The organism is Microbispora sp. CA-135349 (assembly GCF_050947365.1).
In the GTDB taxonomy this organism is placed as follows: domain Bacteria; phylum Actinomycetota; class Actinomycetes; order Streptosporangiales; family Streptosporangiaceae; genus Microbispora.
In genome coordinates this window covers 3,820,544-3,836,981 of record NZ_CP192001.1, presented here as the reverse complement: position 1 = coordinate 3,836,981, position 16,438 = coordinate 3,820,544, and the positions used below count along the sequence as shown (strand labels likewise).

Sequence of the window (16,438 nt, the reverse complement as noted above, 5' to 3'; positions counted from 1 at the left end):
TGCTAGACGTCCGATGTATGCGGTCTCGTCCGCAGGACGACAACAGTGGAGGCGGCGCGGTGGCGGTCACGGACGCGGCGATCGACAAGATCAAGCAGATGATCATGTCGGGTGAGCTCGCTCCGGGTGACCGGCTGCCGAAGGAGGCCGATCTGGCCGAACGGCTCGGCCTGTCCCGCAACTCCCTGCGGGAGGCCGTCCGCGCCCTCGCGCTGATCAACGTGCTCGACGTACGACAGGGCGACGGCACCTACGTCACAAGTCTCCAGCCTCACCTGCTTCTCGAGGCGATGTCGTTCGTCGTGGACTTCCACCGCGACGACACCGTGCTGCAGTTCCTGGAGGTGCGGCGGATCCTGGAACCCGCCGCCACCGCGAAGGCCGCGCTGAACATGCCGGACGAGGAGGTCAAGGAGTTGCGGGCCATCCTCGACGCGCTGCCCCGCGACCCGAGTGTGGAGGAGTTGGTCGCCAACGACCTGCTCTTCCACCGCCGCATCGCCGCGGCGTCGGGCAATCCCGTGCTGTGCTCGCTCATCGACAGCCTCTCGGGGCCGACGACGCGGGCCCGGGTCTGGCGGGGTCTCACTCAGGAGGGGGCACTCGACGACACCCGCGAGCAGCATGTGATGATCTGCGACGCGATCGCGGCCCGGAGCCCGGAGGTGGCCAGGGCGTGGGCCACGGTCCACGTGGCGGGCGTCGAGGAGTGGCTCCGCCGCGCGCTCTGAGACGGCCCGGGCACGGGTCACGCCTCGCCTGCGGTCGTGGAACGGCCCACCGGCCGGCGAGATGATCACGCCTCCCGGTGCGCCGCTGGGGCGGCAACGCGACAACCCGCTACAACTACAGGTACGACACCAGCAACCGCGCCTCCGACTGGTTCTTCGAGAACATCGCCGAGGACGACGCCGACCCGTCGCAACTGCCGGACGGCTCGACGGCCGACCGGTTCTCCGGTCTCGACCAGGAGACCTGCGGCCGGACCAACTGCTGGTCGAACCCGCCGGACAAGGAGGTCCGCGGCGGCCTTCCGTTCACCACCTGGTATCTGCGGCAGATGAAGAAGTACGAGGACGAGCACGGCCTGCGCGTCCTGGACTACTTCGACGAGCACTTCTACCCGCAGGCGTCCGGCATCTCCTTCGGCTCCGGCGGCGACCCGGCCACCGACGCCCTGCGGCTGCGCTCCACCCGGGCGCTGTGGGACCCGTCGTACACGGACGAGAGCTGGATCGGCACCCAGGTCCGGCTGATCCCGCGGATGAAGGAACTGGTGGCCGCCGAGTATCCCGGCACCAAAACCGCGATCACCGAGTACAACTGGGGCGCCCTCGACCACATCAACGGCGCCCTGGCACAGGCCGACATCCTGGGCCTCTTCGGCCGGGAGGGCCTCGACCTCGCCACGCTGTGGGGGCCGCCCACGGCCTCCCAGCCCGGCGCGTACGCCTTCCGCATGTACCTGAACTACGACGGCAAGGGCGGCAGGTTCGGCGAGACGGCGGTCGGCGCGGCCAGCGCCGACCAGGGCAAGCTGGCGGTGTATGCCGCCGAGCGGGCCTCCGACAAGGCGCTCACGCTCGTCGTGGTGAACAAGACCGGCGACGATCTGACCAGCAAGGTCGCCGTCAAGGGACGCGACGGCGGAGCGACCGCGCAGGTCTACCGGTACGGCGCGGCCGACACGTCGGCCGTCAGGCGCGACGCCGACGTGCAGGTCGGGGCCGAAGGCTTCACCGGCACGTTCCCGGCGAACTCGATCAGCACCGTCGTGATCCCCGCGGGCGCCGGCCCGTCGCCGTCCCCCTCGCCCTCCCCCTCGGCTTCTCCCTCGCCGTCCCCGAGCCCTCCCCCAGCCCGTCGCCCAGTCCCTCGCCCAGCCCGTCTCCGTCGCCCAGTTCCTCGCCGACGCCGGCCACCGCCTGCACGGTGACGTACACGGTCACCAACCAGTGGCCCGGCGGCTTCCAGGCCGGGGTCCGGATCGTCAACCGGGGGGCCACGGCCGTGAAGGACTGGCGGCTCGGCTGGACGTACGGCAAGGGGCAGGCCGTGACCCAGCTGTGGGGCGGCTCGTACACGCAGAGCGGGCCGACGGTCACGGTGACCAACGCCGGCTACAACGCCACGATCGCGGCGAACGGCGGCAGCGTGACCTTCGGTTTCCTCGGCCGCTTCGACAACGACGCCAACCCCGCGCCCAAGCAGTTCACACTCAACGGCTCGCCCTGCGCGACGAGCTGACCCGCTGATCCCGGTGCCGGCCCGCTCCGGCCGGCACCAACGGGAGTCACTCCACCATCGCGCCCTTGTCACGTCCGCACGCGGTGACGTCGTCGTGCCGGCCGCACGCTTTCACGAGGGTGAAGTCCCGCCAGACCGCCATCGGAGAGGTGACCGCCTGGCCGTCGCGCCCCACCGGGAAGGGGCCGCACCGATGCCACGGGCCGCCGCCCGGCGGCCAGACGGAGAGCCAGACCGCGTCACCCGGGCGCGTGCGGCCGGTGAGTGCCGCCCAGTAGTGCCACTCGCCGCGCGCGCCCGCGTCACCGCGCCAGAGCGTGACGTCCACTTCACCGCCCCACTTCTCGCTCGTCAGCGAATACACGGGCGTGGCGTTCTTCACGATGCCGGGGTCCGGCCGGAACCAGCCACGACAGTCGACCGGCCGATCACCGCCGGGTCCGGCCGAGCCGGAAGAGACTGGTCCGGAAGAGGGCGGGCCGGCGAAAGCCGCGCCCGAGGACGCGGGAACGGCAAGGAGCGCGGTCGCGGCCACAGCCGCCGTGGTGGTCCTGCCACGCCTGGTTCGAATCATCTGAACCTCCCCCGGTGTGGTGTCCACCGGATGAGTATCGGTGACGATACGCATCGACACAATCACATCCAGTGATCGTGCGGGGTCGGATCCGGCCACCACCCTTCACGGCTGCCGTGGTCCCGCGCCGCGATCCGCGGCTACCGCCGGCCGCTTCGGGGCCTCGCGGTGAGTCCGGAGGCCGGGGAGATCGGCCAGGAGGACCCGCCGCCGCGGCGGCGGGTCCTGGTGTGTCACCTGCGGTCAGGACAGGTGATCATGCGTACGGGTTCTGGGTGAGCAGGTGCGCCCTGTAGCCCTCACCGATGCCGGGCTCGGGCGTGCCGGCGTAGTCCTTGATGAGCACCGCGCCCGTGCTGCAGCCCCACGGGCTCCAGGTCCAGGCGAGGTACGACACGCCGTTCTTGTCCGCCCACTTCGTGAGCTGGTCCATGTAGTCGTAGCCGCAGTTGTCCGCGCCGAACTCACCGGTCACCACGGGGACCTTCGCGGCGAGCGGAGCGATCTGGCTGTCCCAGCAGGACGCCGTGGCGCAGGCGTTGAAGCTGTAGGAGTGCCAGGATGCGGCGATGTTGTTCAGCGGGTCGTTCGGCTTGTACGCCAGCCACTCCCGCATGTCGTTGGCCCACTCCAGGCCGCCCACCATGAGGACGTTGGTCGCGCCGGTCGCCCGGACCGCGTCGACGAGGTCCTGCATGCCGGCCACCTCATAGGGAATGCCGGTGCAGGTGCCGCCGTCTCGCAGGCACTGCCAGCCCAAGGTCTTGTTCCAGTCGCTGCCGACCTCCGGGTACGGCTCGTTGAACAGATCGAAGACCACCGCGTTGTCGCCCTTGAAGGTCTTCGCGACGCCGGTCCAGAACTGGGGAGCGTACTGCGCGTCCGGCATCGGCTTCTGGCACGTCGCGGTGGCGTCCTTGCAGTGCCAGTCCGGTCCGTTGCTGTAGGCGCCCGAGGTCCAGTGCAGGTCGAGGATCGGCGTGATGCCGTTGGCGACCAGCAGGTCCGCGTACTTCTTGACCTCCTGCTGGTAGGCGGTGCCGCTGGGCGAGCCGTTGAGGCCGAGCCAGCACTCCTCGTTGAGCGGGATGCGGACGGCGTGGATGTTCCAGCTCTTCATCGCGTCGACCGACGCCTGGTCCACCGGGCCGGAGTCCCACATCCCCTTGCCCTGGACGCAGGCGAACTCGCCGCTGGAACGGGAGACGCCCAGCAGCCGGTACGGCTTCCCGGCCGCCGTCACGATCTTGTTGCCGGAGACGTGCAACTGCGGCGCGGGTCCTCCCGGATCAGGGCTCGGACTCGGACTCGGACTCGGGCTCGGGCTCGGGCTCGGGCTCGGGCTCGGGCTCGGGCTCGGGCTCGGGCTCGGGCTCGGGCTCGGGCTCGGACTGGGACTGGGACTGGGGCTCGCACTGGGACTGGGACTGGGGCTCGCACTGGGACTGGGACTGGGGCTCGCACTGGGACTGGTGGTGGCGCCGCCGCAGGCGACACCGTTGATCTTGAAGGCGGCGGGCGCCGGGTTGCCGCCGCTCCACTTGCCGATGAAGCCGACCGACACCGAGCCGTTCGAGGCGACCGTGCCGTTCCAGCTCAGGTTCCTGGCCGTGACGTGCGAGCCGGACTGCGACCAGTCGGCGTTCCAGCCGTTGTTCACTCCCTGGCCGGCATTGGGGAAGTCGAATTCGAGGGTCCAGCCGGACCACGAGTCCCCCAGATTGGTGATCGACACGTCACCCTGGAACCCACCCTGCCATTCGCCGACGACCTTGTACTTCACCGAGCAGCCCGCGCCGGCGGCGGATGCGGGGCCGGTCATGACCGCCGCACCGGCGGCGGCGACGAGGCCGACCGCGGCTGCTGTCGCCCAGGCGACACGTAATTTCATCGATTTCCTCTCCTGCCGGGGCAGCCTGAATAAACAGTGCGAGATTCTTAAGTAGGCGACTTAAGTAAGTCAACGAAGGGTGAAACTTTCAGTCGGGCCCTGCCCGGCCCCGATCCGCGCGTGGCCTGTCCCGGCGCCGCCACAGGGGCGCGGCCAGGGCTTGTACGCTCACAGTGGCCGGGATGATCGGAGTCGAGACGAGACGGCAGTGAGCGCAGGAGTGAAGGCGAAGCCGCACGCGAGCAGCAAGGCCGCCGTCCTCGACGCCATCAGGGCCGCGGGCACGATCAGCCGCGTCGGCCTGGCCGCCGCCACCGGTTTCACCGGCCCCACGATCTCCGCACTGGTCCGCAGACTGATCGAGGAAGGCCTGGTGGTCGAGACCGGCCACGCCGAGTCGACCGGCGGGAAAAGGCGGGTCCTGCTCCAGCTCAACCACACCGCCCGCTACGCGGTCGGCGTGCACCTCGACCACGGCGGCGTGACACATGTCCTGACCGACCTCTCCGGGACCGTGGTGGCCCGCATCACCAGGCGCGGCGCGGGCGCGGACGAACCCCGGACGGTCGTGACGAGGACGGCGGCGGAGATCTCCGGTCTGATCGAGAGCGTCGGCGTGGAGCGCGAGCGCGTCCTGGGCGTCGGCCTGGTCTCCCCCGGCCCCCTCGGCCCCACGCGGGGCACCGGCCTCGCCCCTCCGACCATGCGGCACTGGCAGGGGTTCCCCCTGGCCCGGGCGCTCGAACAGGCGACAGGCCTGCCGGTGGTGCTCGACAACGACGCCACCGCCGCCGCCCTGGGCGAGCACTGGTCCGGCGGCCTGGGCACCACCACGTCGTCGGCGGTCGTCTACCTGGGCACCGGGATCGGCGCCGGCCTGGTCATCAACGGCATCACCTACCGCGGTCCCAGTGGCAACGCGGGCGAGTTCGGGCACGTCTGCGTCGACATCGACGGCCCCGAGTGCTGGTGCGGGGCCCGCGGCTGCGTGGAGGCGATGGCCGGCGCCGCCGCGGTCGTGCAGGCCGTGCGGGCCGACCCGGCCCTGACCAGGACCGTCGGCCTGGGGACCCGCGGGATACGAGCCTCGACCACGGCCGACTTCGCCGCAGTCAGCCGGGCCGCCCGCAGGGGGGAGCCGGGGGCGCTCGCGCTACTGGAGAGGTCGGCCCGCTACATCGCGGCGGCCGCCCGGACTCTGGCCAACATCATGGATCTCGAAGTCCTCGTGCTGACCGGGCCGGGATTCGCCGTCGCCGGCTCGGTCTACCTCCCCGTCGTCCAGCGGGAACTCCGGCGCACGGCCTTCTCCCGCGGCACGCACGTCGTGGACGTCCGGTTGTCGCGCTCGGCCGCCACGGCCTCCGCCGTCGGGGCCGCCGCACTCGTGCTGGAGTCGGAACTGGTGCCCCTCAGCCAGGGCACGCGCCTTTCCGAGAGACCCGGCGCCGAGTCCGCCGCTGTCTCGTGACGCCGCTGTCTCGTGACCCTGCCGCGGCCCGTCGTCCGCGGCCGTTCTCGGCGAGATCCGCCGCGGCCGGACGCGCCCCTCACTTCGGTAGGCTGATCAACCGGGCTGGGACCACCAGGTTTCCGTTCCCTGCCAAGGAGGAGACAGGGCGGATGATCCGCGAAACGTCGCACGGCGTACAGCGCATTCAGGCGGCGGGCGACCCGGGACAGGACGATGTCGCGGGCCGCGACGCGCGGGTGACGTGGTGAGCGCGGCCGCGGCCGTGGGCCTGGTGCTGGCGAGGCCGCCCCGGCTGCGGGGTGCGGAACCGTTCTTCATGGAGTTCATCGCGGGCATCGAAGAGCATCTGGCCGAGCACGGTCAGTCCGTGCTGCTGCACGTCGTCACCACCCATGACGCCGAGATCGCCGCGTACCGCCGGTGGGCGGCCAACCGGAGCGTCGACGCGGTCGTCCTCGTGAACCGGACGGTGGACGACGGCAGACCCGCCGTCCTGCGCGCGCTCGGCCTGCCGGCGGTGGTCGCGGGCGAGCCGGAGGGCGACGCCCCCGCCGTCCGCACCGACGACGCCGGCGCCGTACGGGACGCCGTCGCCCACCTGAGCGGGCTCGGGCACCGCCGAATCGCACGCGTCAGCGGGCCGGACACTCTGATCCACACGCGCATCCGCACCGAGGCCCTCGTGGACAGCATGCGTTCGGCAGGCGTGGAACCCGTCGTGGTGGAGGGGGACTACTCGGAGGAGTCCGGAGCGAAGCTCACGGCGACGCTGCTGGAACGGCCCGACCCGCCGACGGCGATCATCTACGACAACGACCTGATGGCGGTCGCGAGCCTCGACACCGTCAGGGAGCTCGGCTACGACGTTCCCCGCGATCTCAGCCTGATCGCCTGGGACGACTCCAGCCTGTGCAGGCTCGCGTCCCCTCCGCTCACCACGATGAGTCTCGACGTCCACCGGTTCGGGCAGCTGGTCGCCGAGTCCCTGCTGGAACTCATGGCGGGCGAGCCGGTCGCCGAACGCCGGTGCCCGACCGCCACCCTCGTCCACCGGGGCACCACCGCGCCCGCGAGCGGCCCGAACGGTTAGGCGATCGCCCCGAAGTTCGAGGACATCAGAGGTCGAGGACGAGGCGGGCGGATCGCGCCCGTGACACGCAGATGAACATGACGTCCCCGGCCGCGCGCTCCTCCTCGGTGAGCAGGTGGTCGCGGTGGTCGGGGACGCCGTCGAGGACCGCCGTCTCGCAGGTGCCGCAGGTGCCCTCGCGGCAGGAGGAGAGCACCTGGACGCCCGCCTCCTCGACCACCTCCAGGATCGAGCGGCCCTCCGGCACGGTCAGCGTCGCGCCCGTCAGGGCCAGCTCCACGTCGAACGTGCCCGACGGCGTGTCGTCCTCGCGGCCGGCGGGCGCGAAGCGTTCGACCCGCAACGCCCCCGCGGGCCACGGGGCGCACCGCTCCTGCGCCGCCGCCAGCAGCGGCTCGGGCCCGCAGCAGTAGACGAGGGTGTCCGTACGCGGGACCCCGAGCAGCGTGTCCAGGTCGAGCAGGCCGGTCTCGTCCTGCGGGCACAGCTGAACCCGGCCCGGATGGTCTCGCGCGAGCCGGTCGGCGAACGCCATCGAGGCCCGGGTGCGCCCGCCGTACACCAGCCGCCACTCGGCCTGGCGCCGCGCGGCTTCCTCGATCATGGGCAGGATCGGGGTGATGCCGATGCCGCCGGCGACGAACAGGTAGCGGGGCGACTCGGCCAGGCCGAAGCGGTTGCGGGGCCCGCGCACCCGGATGGTGTCGCCCTCGGCGACCCGGTCGTGCACGTACGCGGAGCCGCCCCGCCCGTCCGGCTCCCGGAGCACCGCCACCTGGAAGGCCGAGGAATCGCCCGGGTCGCCGCACAGCGAGTACTGCCTGACCAGTCCCTCGCCGAGCAGCAGGTCGACGTGGGCGCCCGGCGTCCAGGCGGGCAGCGGCCCCCCGTCGGGACGGACGAGACGCAGGAGGACGACGCCCTCGGCGACGGGCGTCCTGCCCGCCACCTTCAGATCGAGCTCCGGTTCCCCAAGGGGCATCGCGTGGTCATCCCTTTCTCGTGTGCTCGCCGTCTCGCTCGGCGCGTCTCCCGGCACGAATCAAGCGAGCGCGGTTCAGGCGAGCGCGGCGGCCGGGACCGGGGAGCCGTGCGCCGCCGCGGGGCGGGGCCGGTGGCCCTCGGGATGGCCGAGCAGCCAGTCCCAGATGACCACCGGGTCCTCGAACTCCTGCTCCGCCCCGCAGAAGCAGGAGGCGTGCAGCCGGTCCGTCCCCGGCAGCCAGTGGATGCGGTAGACGGTGCGGCCGGCCTGCGCCCCGGCGTCGTCCGCGTTCATCGGGCGGCGGCCTCCGGTCGTACGGCTCCGGCCCCGGCCATCCGGGCGAGGAGGCGGCGGGCGGCCAGCCCGCCGGTGTCGATGTTCACCGACAGCTCCTGGTATCGGTCCGGTTCCGCGGCGAGGACCCGCTCCAGCGTGTTGAGCGCGGCCACGTCCTGCAGCACGACGGTGCGGTTGCTGTCCCGCAGGAAGTCCGAGACCTTCTCGTCGTCGAGCGCGAAGTCGCGCGCCACCGCCCAGAAGTCGTAGGTGCTGCTGTCGGTCGACGGGGTGATGGCGTACACGACCTCGACGTGGAAGGCGTGCGGGTCCGTGCCGTCGGCGGCGGGCGGTGGCGACCCGACCGGGGCGATCCGGCTGTGCAGCAGGTACAGGCACGGCGGGTGATACTCGATGTCCTGCCAGCGGGTGATCCGGCCCTTGATGCCGGTCGACTCGGAGTAGAACGGCGGGCAGGCCGCGTCGTCCATGTGCCTGCTGACGTAGACGACAGCCGCCTCCTCGTCGACCTCCGTGGTGATCGGCGTCTCGGCCACCTCGGGAGTGCCGATGTACCCGCCGTGCAGGTACGTCTCGTGGGACAGGTCGAGCAGGTTGTCCACGAGCAGGCCGTACCTCGCGTTCAGCGGCTCCATCCCGCTCACCGTGGTGTAGCCGGGCGCGACCAGCCAGGGGGCGCGCGGCGGCAGCGTGTCACCCGGCTCGCGGTCGCCGATCCACACCCAGACGAACGAGTCCTGCTCGACCACCGGGTAGGTGCGCAGCCGCGCGGTGCGCGGGATGCGCTGCTGCGCGGGCACGGCGACGCAGACGCCGTCCGGGCCGTAGGTGAACCCGTGGTAGCCGCACACCACGCGGTCGCCGACGAGATGGCTGGGCGATTCCGACAGGGGGAACCTGCGGTGCACGCATCGGTCGGCCATCGCCACGGCTCGCCCGTCCTCGGTGCGGTAGAGCAGGATCGGCTCGTTCAGGATGGTACGGCCGAGCTGCCGCCGCCCCACCTCGTTCCCGTAGGCGGCCACGTACCACTGGTTGCGCGCGAATTCCGTGACGATCACAGGGTCACTCCTCGGGGCCGGCGGGCAGCGGCCGCCGGCGCAGGTCGGGTTTGCGGATCTTGCCGGAGCCGGTCTTGGGCAGCTCGCCGACGATGTCGACGTAGACCGGGATCTTGTACTTCGCGAGCCGGGGGCGGAGGAAGTCCGTCAGCTCGCCGGGGGTGACGTCGGCGCCGGGACGCGGCACGACGAAGGCGCGGCCGACCTCGCCCCACTTCTCGTCGGGCACCCCGACCACGGCGGCCTCCGCCACGGCCGGGTGCTCGAAGAGCACGCCCTCGACCTCGGCCGGGTAGACGTTCTCTCCGCCGGAGATGTACATGTCCTTCACCCGGTCGACGATGTGGAGGTGTCCCTCGTCGTCCATCGTGCCGATGTCGCCGGAGCGGAACCAGCCGCCCTCGGTCAGCGCGGCGGCGGTCGCCTCCGGGTCGCGCCAGTAGCCCGGTGTGACGTTCGGCCCCTGGATGAGCACCTCGCCCGGCTCGCCGGGCGCCGCGGGGGCGAGGTCGGGCCGCACCACGCGCACGTCGGCGAAGAACACCGGCACCCCGGCGGAGCCCACCTTGCGCACGCTCTCGCCCGCCTCCAGGAACGTCGCGCCCGGCGATGTCTCGGTCAGCCCGTAGCCCTGGCAGAAGACCAGTCCCCGCTCCTGGTAGGTGCGGATCAGCGCGACCGGGATCGCCGCTCCCCCGGACATTAGGGTGCGCAGCGAGGACAGGTCGGCGCGCGGCCACCGCGGCGATTGCGCGAACGCGGCGAACATCGCGGTGACCCCGAACATCCAGGTGATCCGGTGCTTCTCGATGAGGTCGTAGCACTGGTCGACGTCCCACGACGGCATGATCACCGAGGTGCCGCCCTTGAGGAAGGTCGGCAGCAGCGTCTGGTTCAGGGCTGCCACGTGGAACAGCGGCGCGCTGATCAGCGTCACCTCGGTGCTCGTCACGTCCACGCCGATGAGCATGTGGAAGCAGTTCCACACCAGGTTGGCGTGGCTGAGCATGGCGCCCTTGGGCCGGCCGGTGGTGCCCGAGGTGTAGAGGATGAGGGCGATGTCGTCGAGCGCCACCCGGGTGTCGATCGGCGCCGGGTCGCCCTGCGACAGCCAGGTCTCGTAGTGCCGCTCCCCTTCCAGCGGCGACTCCAGCGCCACGACCGTGCGCAGCCCCGGCAGCCCGCGCACCGCCGCGGCAGACCGGTCCGCGCATTCCGGCGCGTAGACGAGGACCGACGCGCCCGAGTCCTCCAGCATGTACGCGATCTCGGGTGCGGCCAGCCGGAAGTTCAGCGGGACGAAGATCCCCCCGAGCATGTGGGTGGCGAACATGGTCTCGGCGAAGGCCACGTGGTTGGGGCCGAGGTAGGCGACCCGGTCCCCCGCCCGCACCCCGGCGTCACGCAGCCGCGACGCGAGTCTCGCCGTCCGCTCGTGGACCTCCGCGTAGCTGAACGACCGGTCCGCGAAGACGAACGCGGTGCGGTCCGGGCTCATCTGGGCCCGGCGGGCCGGCCAGCCTCCCAGTCCTGCGTTGCGCATCGGTCGCACCCCTCGTCAGGCGGAGGACGGTTTCGCCGTGTCGGCCACGTGCCCGGACGCCGGCTCCGCGGTCGTGACCGAGGTCAGGTCGCGCCGGCTGGTCTCGCGCAACGCCAGGACGCAGACCACGGTCAGCAGGCAGCAGGCGGCGATGATCACCGAGATGGTCGTCGACCCGCCGCCGGTCGACGCGTCGAGCTGGGCGAACAACAGCGGTGCCAGACCGGCGCCGAGCCCGGCGAGCTGGTAGCCGAGCGAGGCTCCGGTGTAGCGGCTCCCGGTGGAGAACAGCTCGGTGTACAACGCTCCGAGCGGACCGTACATCAGCGGGTGGACGACCGCCTGGCCGAGCACGAGCGCGACGGCTAGCACGGCCGTGCTGCCGGAGTCCACCATCGGGAAGAGCACGAAGCCGTACGCCGCCATGAGCACCGCGCCCGCCAGCACGACCGGGCGGCGCCCGACCCGGTCGGACAACGCCGACCAGCCGACGATGCCGATGACGGCCAGCGCGGATGAGAGCGTGAGCGCGTTCAGCACCGCCTGCCTGGCGAAGCCGGCGCGCACGCCGTACGCGATGAGGTAGGTCGTGAGGGTGCCCTGGGCCACGAAGGCGGACAGCCCGACGCCGACCCCGAGCAGCAGAGCCTTCGGGTGGTCGCGGAACACGTCCAGCAGCGGCGCCCGGGACGTGCGCTCCCTTGCGGCCTCGAACACCGGCGTCTCCCGGACCCGCGCCCGGACGAACAGGCCGATCGCCAGCAGCACGATGCTGATCAGGAACGGCACCCGCCAGCCCCAGCTCAGGAACGCCTGTTCGTCCAGGAGCGCGCCGGTGCCGGTGAGCACCGCCGTCGACAGCACCATGCCGAAGGGCGCCCCGGCGTTGGTGAAGCTCGCCCACAGGCCGCGCCGGCTGGTCGCGTGCTCGGCGGACATCAGCACCGCGCCGCCCCATTCGCCGCCGACGGCCACGCCCTGCAGGACCCGGAGCACGATGAGCGCGATGGGCGCGAGGCCGCCGATCTGCGCGTAGGTGGGGAGCAGGCCGATGAGGAAGCTGGCGACGCCCATCAGGGTCATGGTCAGCACGAGCATGCGCTTGCGTCCCAGCCGGTCGCCGTAGTGACCGAAGATCACGCCGCCGAGTGGCCTGGCCAGGTAGCCCGTGGCGAACGTGCCGAAGCTGGCGACCGTCGCCGTGAGCGAGTCGAGCGAGGAGAAGAAGACCTTGTTGAAGACCACGGCCGAGGCCGTGGCGTACAGCAGGAAGTCGTAGTACTCGATGACACTGCCCAGGAAACTGGAGGTCACCGCGCGTCGGAGCTGAATCGGGCTGGGGGGCGTGGCTGACGGTTTCGGCATGACCGAGCTCCTCGTCCGGAAGCGAGCTGGGACTCTCGCCTTCTCCGGAGGTTAGGCAGATTACTAACGAAGGTCAACAGTTTGCCGAATATAGACACCGCCGGAACCCTGCCCGCTCCCCGACACGCCCACGGCGACCACGAGCCGCGGGCGTACCGTGCCACCAGTACCGGGAGAGACGCAGGTCACACTCGGCTGCTGTCATATCCGTGCCGGGTTGTGTGTCTAGGGGGTGAAGCAGCAGACAACCGCAGAAAGAACGGGAAGACATTATGAGCAAGGTCTGGTTCGTCACCGGTTCGTCCCGCGGCCTGGGCCGCAACTTCGTCGAGGCCGCACTGTCCCGCGGTGACAAGGTCGCCGCGACCGCGCGGACCACCGCGAGCCTTGAGGAACTGGTCGCCGCCTACGGCGAGGCGGTGCTTCCGCTGGAGCTGGACGTGACCGACAAGGCGGCCGTCTTCGAGGGCGTGAAGCGGGCCAAGGAGCATTTCGGCCGTCTCGACGTCATCGTGAACAACGCCGGCTATGCCCAGATCGGCGCGATCGAGGAGCTGACCGAGCAGCACCTGCGCGACCAGTTCGAGACCAACCTGTTCGGCGCGGTGTGGGTGATCCAGGCCGCGCTGCCCTACTTGCGCGAGCAGCGCTCGGGGCACGTCATCCAGATGTCCTCGGCCGCCGGGCTCATCGCGATGCCGCTCGGCGGCGCGTACCAGGCCTCCAGGTGGGCCCTGGAAGCCCTGGCCGAGACCCTCGCCCACGAGGTCGCGGACTTCGGCATCAAGGTGACCGCGATCGAGCCCGGCGGCTTCGCCACCCGGTCCGGCAAGAACCCCGATCCCCTCGACAACGGCCACGTGGCCGAGCCCGACCCGATCTACGACGGTCTCCGCCGGCGCCTCGCCGCGTTCGCGGGAAAGCAGCCCGCCGGCGACCCCGCCGCCGCGGCCCGGGCACTTCTCAAGATCGTCGACTCCGACAACCCTCCCCTGCGAGTACTCTTCGGCCTCGGCTTCTACCCGTTGCTCCAGCAGGTCTACGCCGACCGGCTCAAGACCTGGGCCGACTGGCAGGACCTGTCGCGGGAGGCGCACGGCAACCTCGATCAGGAAGATCGATGACAGGGCCGGCCTCGTCCCTCAACCGCCCGCGCAGCACGAGGCACCGCAGGGATGCGTACCTCTATAACCCGCAGACGCTGACCCGGATCGGACCCGAGACCCCGCTCACCCTGCGGTGAACGCCGGTGGCGGAACAGCCACGGCTGACCGGGCACCTCTGGCGTGGACCACGACGGCTGCCGCCCGCCCGTCGAGCGGGACCGGGCGGCAGCCGTACCGCGGTCACGCCGGCGGCGCGCTCACGCGGCCGTCTTACGCGCCTGCAGCAGTTCGCGGGCCTGCAGGAACGGCGCCCGCAGGAAGGCCAGGTGGTCCTCCTGACCGTGCCGATGGCAGACCTGACCGGGCCACAGACGCCGGCTGCGCTCGTCGATGTAGGCGAGGGAGCCGTCGATGAGGTTCAGCATGTGGTCGACGGTGGCCGCGTCGTAACGGGCGTACTCCTCGCCCGTGCGCAGGTAGACCGGGGACGTGTGCGCCATGATCGGTCTGGCCCACACGTCGTGGTGCCGGGCGACGCCCGCGCCCGGCCCGTAGCAGCGCGCGGCGATCCAGCTGTCCTCGGTCACGGGCACGTCCGCGGTGAGTTCGAGCGTCCGGCCGGGGGCGTCGAGCCTGCGCTCGGCGACGACGTGACCGTTGACCACGATCTCGAGCCGGTCGACGTCGAAGATCGATTGGACGCGGGCGTCGACGCGTACGGTGCCGCCCGCGGGCACCCGCGCCTCCTGGCCCGGCTCACGGCCGTCGACGCCCAACCACAGGAGCGGGCCGCTGGTGGCGAAGGTCGCTCCCCGCCGGACGGCCCCGCACCAGGTCCAGTAGTCGAACTCCTCGTCCGCCGGCACGTGCGCGTACGTGCGGATGAGGCCGATCGGAACCTCGCTGCTCATCTTGTCGGTGCCGCCCACCAGGGTGACGCGGTAGCCGGCGTTGAGGTAGCGGTAGTACTCCCGGATGTTGTAGTCGTCGTAGGCGATCATCTCGACGGCGTCGAGCCTGCCGGTGGCGAGCAGGGCCGCGGCCTCGCCGTTGGGCACGGGGAAGTGCGCCAGCACGACGGTGCCGCCCTGCTCGTGGCATTCGTCGGCCCAGTGGGACAGGGTGGTCTCCAGGCCGCCGCCGAGCTCCGCCTCCTCGGCGCCGCCGGTGCACCACGGCATGATCGGGCGCCGCAGCCCGAGCAGGTTGATGTGGCCGAGCATGCCGCTGCGGTTCTCCTGCCCGGCGAACACGTGGGTGTGCCCGTCGTGGGAGGTGTGCGGGCGCCCGGTGAACTCCTCGGTGTTGGTGAACAGGTGTCCCCACTGGCTGAGCAGCAGGTTGGTGACCCGGACGTCCTCGCCGCGGGCCTCCAGCTCCGCGCCCAGCGTCGAGACGAAGTGCACGTGGGTGTCGCCGCTGTGCCAGCCTTCGGCGGCCAGGTCCGTCACCCTGGCCAGCGTCAGGTCGAGCTCGCTCTGGCCGGGCCGGATCGTGACCGTGGTGTGCAGCGGCTCGTACTCGAACCCGCGGGCCGCCTCGACCGTGACCTCGCCCAGCGGCAGCCAGCCCTCGCAGGAGCCGTCGATGTAGGAGTAGGTCGTGGTGCCGAGGCGGACGTCGCCGCCGATGTCGAGGTTCCAGGTGTTGCCGTCGGAGTTGATGTGCCCGTGATGGCCGTGCGGCGGGTAGGGCACCCCGTCGGCCGAGCGGAAGTGGATCCGGCACGGGACCGGCTCACCGGTGGCCGCGTCCCTGACCGTGGTGCGCACCCAGGCCCGCCCGGCGTCGGGGACGCGCCAGGTGACCCCGCCGTCGTCGTGCCGCCCGGCGGTGAGCAGTTCCCCCCACTCGCAGGCGCTGATCGTCGTCTCCCCGCGGGTGAGCGTCAGCCGGGCCGACGGGGTGGCGGCGACGCGTACGTAGCCCTGGTGGTGCTCCCCCACCGGCGTCCCCCAGGCCGGCGTGCCGCCGGCCGCCGCGTCGCCGGAGCCGGACCCGACCGTGCGGTAGACGTAGGTCGCCGAGCCCCGGTCGACGGTCACCGCCAGGTCCTCCGAGATCGGCCCCGCCGACGGGCCGAGATCGAGCAGGACGTCGCGCCACACCGTACGGCCGAAGGGGTCCTCGTCGAGCTCGCTCGTGGTCACCGCGCCGACGAGGATGGCCGGGCCCGCGGAGTGGATCTCCAGGGCGCGGAGCGTCCGCTCGGGCCGGGGGTTGCGGCAGGGCCACAGGTAGAACCGGTAGGGCAGGACGTACGGCGACCGCGCCTGCGGGTCGTCGATGTCGACGAGCCGCGCCCCGGCGGCGTCGAAACGCCCGTGGGTGCGGGGCATCAGCCGGTGCTGGGCGTCGGGGACGGCCAGGAACGGGGTCTGGCCCCAGTCGAGCGGGATGGCGCGGTCGCTCCACAGCCGGGGCGTGGGCCCGATCTCCAGGCGCTGGCGCACCGGCAGCCGCTCGGTGGTCCCGTCGTCGTAGACCAGGGTGTAGTGACCGCAGAGCTGACCGGCCGTCTGCCCGTCGAACAGGTCCGGGGACTCCAGGGCGTGGGCGACCATCAGCCACGTGACCCTGCGGCCCACGGCGACGGTGACGGTCGCCGGGCCGGGCCCGCCGACGCGCAGCAGCGCCGCCTCGGCGTCCCGTTCGTCGCCGAACAGGAACGGCAGACCGTAGAGCGTACGCGGCCCGAGCGGATAGGAGTCTCCGTCGTCGAGCAGCGAACGGGGCGCGTTGAGCACACCGGCCAGGTCGAGCGGGAGGTAGCCCCGGCCGCCACCGGCCGATGACATGTCATGA

General features: G+C 71.7%; 14 protein-coding genes. 6 read left to right on the top strand and 8 right to left on the bottom strand.

Annotation, left to right across the window (positions count from 1 at the left end):
• The first annotated feature begins 59 nt into the window (after positions 1–59).
• The 3 genes from ACQPZZ_RS17830 to ACQPZZ_RS17820 all read left to right on the top strand — a co-directional run bounded on the left by ACQPZZ_RS17830 (position 60) and on the right by ACQPZZ_RS17820 (position 2,247).
• Positions 60–731 carry a FadR/GntR family transcriptional regulator gene (locus ACQPZZ_RS17830; protein WP_432933422.1) on the top strand — a complete coding sequence of 224 codons (672 nt, stop codon included), beginning with the start codon at positions 60–62 and terminating at the stop codon, positions 729–731.
• A gap of 77 nt (positions 732–808) precedes the next feature.
• Entirely contained in the window at positions 809–1,936 is a 1,128-nt protein-coding gene (locus ACQPZZ_RS17825; RefSeq protein ID WP_432933420.1) for a glycoside hydrolase family 44 protein, read from the top strand.
• Positions 1,933–2,247 carry a cellulose binding domain-containing protein gene (locus ACQPZZ_RS17820; RefSeq protein ID WP_432933418.1) on the top strand — a complete coding sequence of 105 codons (315 nt, stop codon included), beginning with the start codon at positions 1,933–1,935 and terminating at the stop codon, positions 2,245–2,247. The genes ACQPZZ_RS17825 and ACQPZZ_RS17820 overlap by 4 nt, the downstream gene beginning before the upstream one ends.
• A gap of 46 nt (positions 2,248–2,293) precedes the next feature.
• Here the strand turns inward: ACQPZZ_RS17820 and ACQPZZ_RS17815 are convergent, their stop codons facing one another.
• Together ACQPZZ_RS17815 and ACQPZZ_RS17810 are read right to left on the bottom strand one after the other, a co-directional pair.
• Positions 2,294–2,821, bottom strand: a complete 528-nt coding sequence (locus ACQPZZ_RS17815) for a hypothetical protein (protein WP_432933416.1) — start codon at positions 2,819–2,821, stop codon at positions 2,294–2,296.
• Positions 2,822–3,077: 256 nt separating this feature from the next.
• Entirely contained in the window at positions 3,078–4,712 is a 1,635-nt protein-coding gene (locus ACQPZZ_RS17810; protein WP_432933414.1) for a cellulase family glycosylhydrolase, read from the bottom strand.
• 208 nt (positions 4,713–4,920) lie between these two features.
• Here ACQPZZ_RS17810 and ACQPZZ_RS17805 point away from each other — a divergent pair, with 208 nt between their 5' ends.
• A complete protein-coding gene (locus tag ACQPZZ_RS17805; protein WP_432933412.1) occupies positions 4,921–6,183 on the top strand; it encodes an ROK family protein in 1,263 nt (420 codons plus the stop codon).
• Between the two features lie 247 nt (positions 6,184–6,430).
• Positions 6,431–7,276, top strand: a complete 846-nt coding sequence (locus tag ACQPZZ_RS17800) for a LacI family DNA-binding transcriptional regulator (protein ID WP_432933410.1) — start codon at positions 6,431–6,433, stop codon at positions 7,274–7,276.
• Positions 7,277–7,301: 25 nt separating this feature from the next.
• On the opposite strand, the gene ACQPZZ_RS17795 is transcribed toward ACQPZZ_RS17800, so the two are convergent.
• From ACQPZZ_RS17795 to ACQPZZ_RS17775, 5 genes are all read right to left on the bottom strand, one after another.
• The gene (locus ACQPZZ_RS17795) at positions 7,302–8,258 is read right to left on the bottom strand and encodes a PDR/VanB family oxidoreductase (RefSeq protein WP_432933408.1); all 957 of its coding nucleotides are present in this window, start codon (positions 8,256–8,258) and stop codon (positions 7,302–7,304) included.
• A gap of 75 nt (positions 8,259–8,333) precedes the next feature.
• Positions 8,334–8,555: a hypothetical protein gene (locus tag ACQPZZ_RS17790; protein ID WP_432933406.1), complete on the bottom strand. Its 222-nt coding sequence runs from the start codon at positions 8,553–8,555 to the stop codon at positions 8,334–8,336.
• Positions 8,552–9,619 (bottom strand): aromatic ring-hydroxylating dioxygenase subunit alpha, encoded by a 1,068-nt coding sequence (locus ACQPZZ_RS17785; RefSeq protein WP_363642599.1) that lies wholly within the window; start codon positions 9,617–9,619, stop codon positions 8,552–8,554. The genes ACQPZZ_RS17790 and ACQPZZ_RS17785 overlap by 4 nt, the downstream gene beginning before the upstream one ends.
• 4 nt (positions 9,620–9,623) lie before the next feature.
• Positions 9,624–11,162: an acyl-CoA synthetase gene (locus ACQPZZ_RS17780; RefSeq protein WP_432933404.1), complete on the bottom strand. Its 1,539-nt coding sequence runs from the start codon at positions 11,160–11,162 to the stop codon at positions 9,624–9,626.
• 15 nt (positions 11,163–11,177) lie between these two features.
• Positions 11,178–12,527: an MFS transporter gene (locus tag ACQPZZ_RS17775; RefSeq protein ID WP_432933401.1), complete on the bottom strand. Its 1,350-nt coding sequence runs from the start codon at positions 12,525–12,527 to the stop codon at positions 11,178–11,180.
• A 272-nt stretch (positions 12,528–12,799) separates the two neighbouring features.
• Between ACQPZZ_RS17775 and ACQPZZ_RS17770 the strand changes: the two genes are divergently transcribed.
• Complete coding sequence (locus ACQPZZ_RS17770) at positions 12,800–13,651, top strand: SDR family NAD(P)-dependent oxidoreductase (protein ID WP_432933399.1); 852 nt, start codon at positions 12,800–12,802, stop codon at positions 13,649–13,651.
• A gap of 239 nt (positions 13,652–13,890) precedes the next feature.
• Here the strand turns inward: ACQPZZ_RS17770 and ACQPZZ_RS17765 are convergent, their stop codons facing one another.
• On the bottom strand, positions 13,891–16,431 hold the full coding sequence (locus tag ACQPZZ_RS17765; protein ID WP_432933397.1) for a CehA/McbA family metallohydrolase: 2,541 nt from the start codon (positions 16,429–16,431) through the stop codon (positions 13,891–13,893).
• Positions 16,432–16,438 lie beyond the last annotated feature (7 nt).

Bases quoted from the DNA above. Each gene is read 5' to 3' on its own strand.
- ACQPZZ_RS17815 (WP_432933416.1), bottom strand. From the start codon at position 2,821: ATGATTCGAACCAGGCGTGGCAGGACCACCACGGCGGCTGTGGCCGCG.
- ACQPZZ_RS17810 (WP_432933414.1), bottom strand. From the start codon at position 4,712: ATGAAATTACGTGTCGCCTGGGCGACAGCAGCCGCGGTCGGCCTCGTC.
- ACQPZZ_RS17795 (WP_432933408.1), bottom strand. From the start codon at position 8,258: ATGCCCCTTGGGGAACCGGAGCTCGATCTGAAGGTGGCGGGCAGGACG.
- ACQPZZ_RS17790 (WP_432933406.1), bottom strand. From the start codon at position 8,555: ATGAACGCGGACGACGCCGGGGCGCAGGCCGGCCGCACCGTCTACCGC.
- ACQPZZ_RS17780 (WP_432933404.1), bottom strand. From the start codon at position 11,162: ATGCGCAACGCAGGACTGGGAGGCTGGCCGGCCCGCCGGGCCCAGATG.
- ACQPZZ_RS17775 (WP_432933401.1), bottom strand. From the start codon at position 12,527: ATGCCGAAACCGTCAGCCACGCCCCCCAGCCCGATTCAGCTCCGACGC.
- ACQPZZ_RS17770 (WP_432933399.1), top strand. From the start codon at position 12,800: ATGAGCAAGGTCTGGTTCGTCACCGGTTCGTCCCGCGGCCTGGGCCGC.
- ACQPZZ_RS17765 (WP_432933397.1), bottom strand. From the start codon at position 16,431: ATGTCATCGGCCGGTGGCGGCCGGGGCTACCTCCCGCTCGACCTGGCC.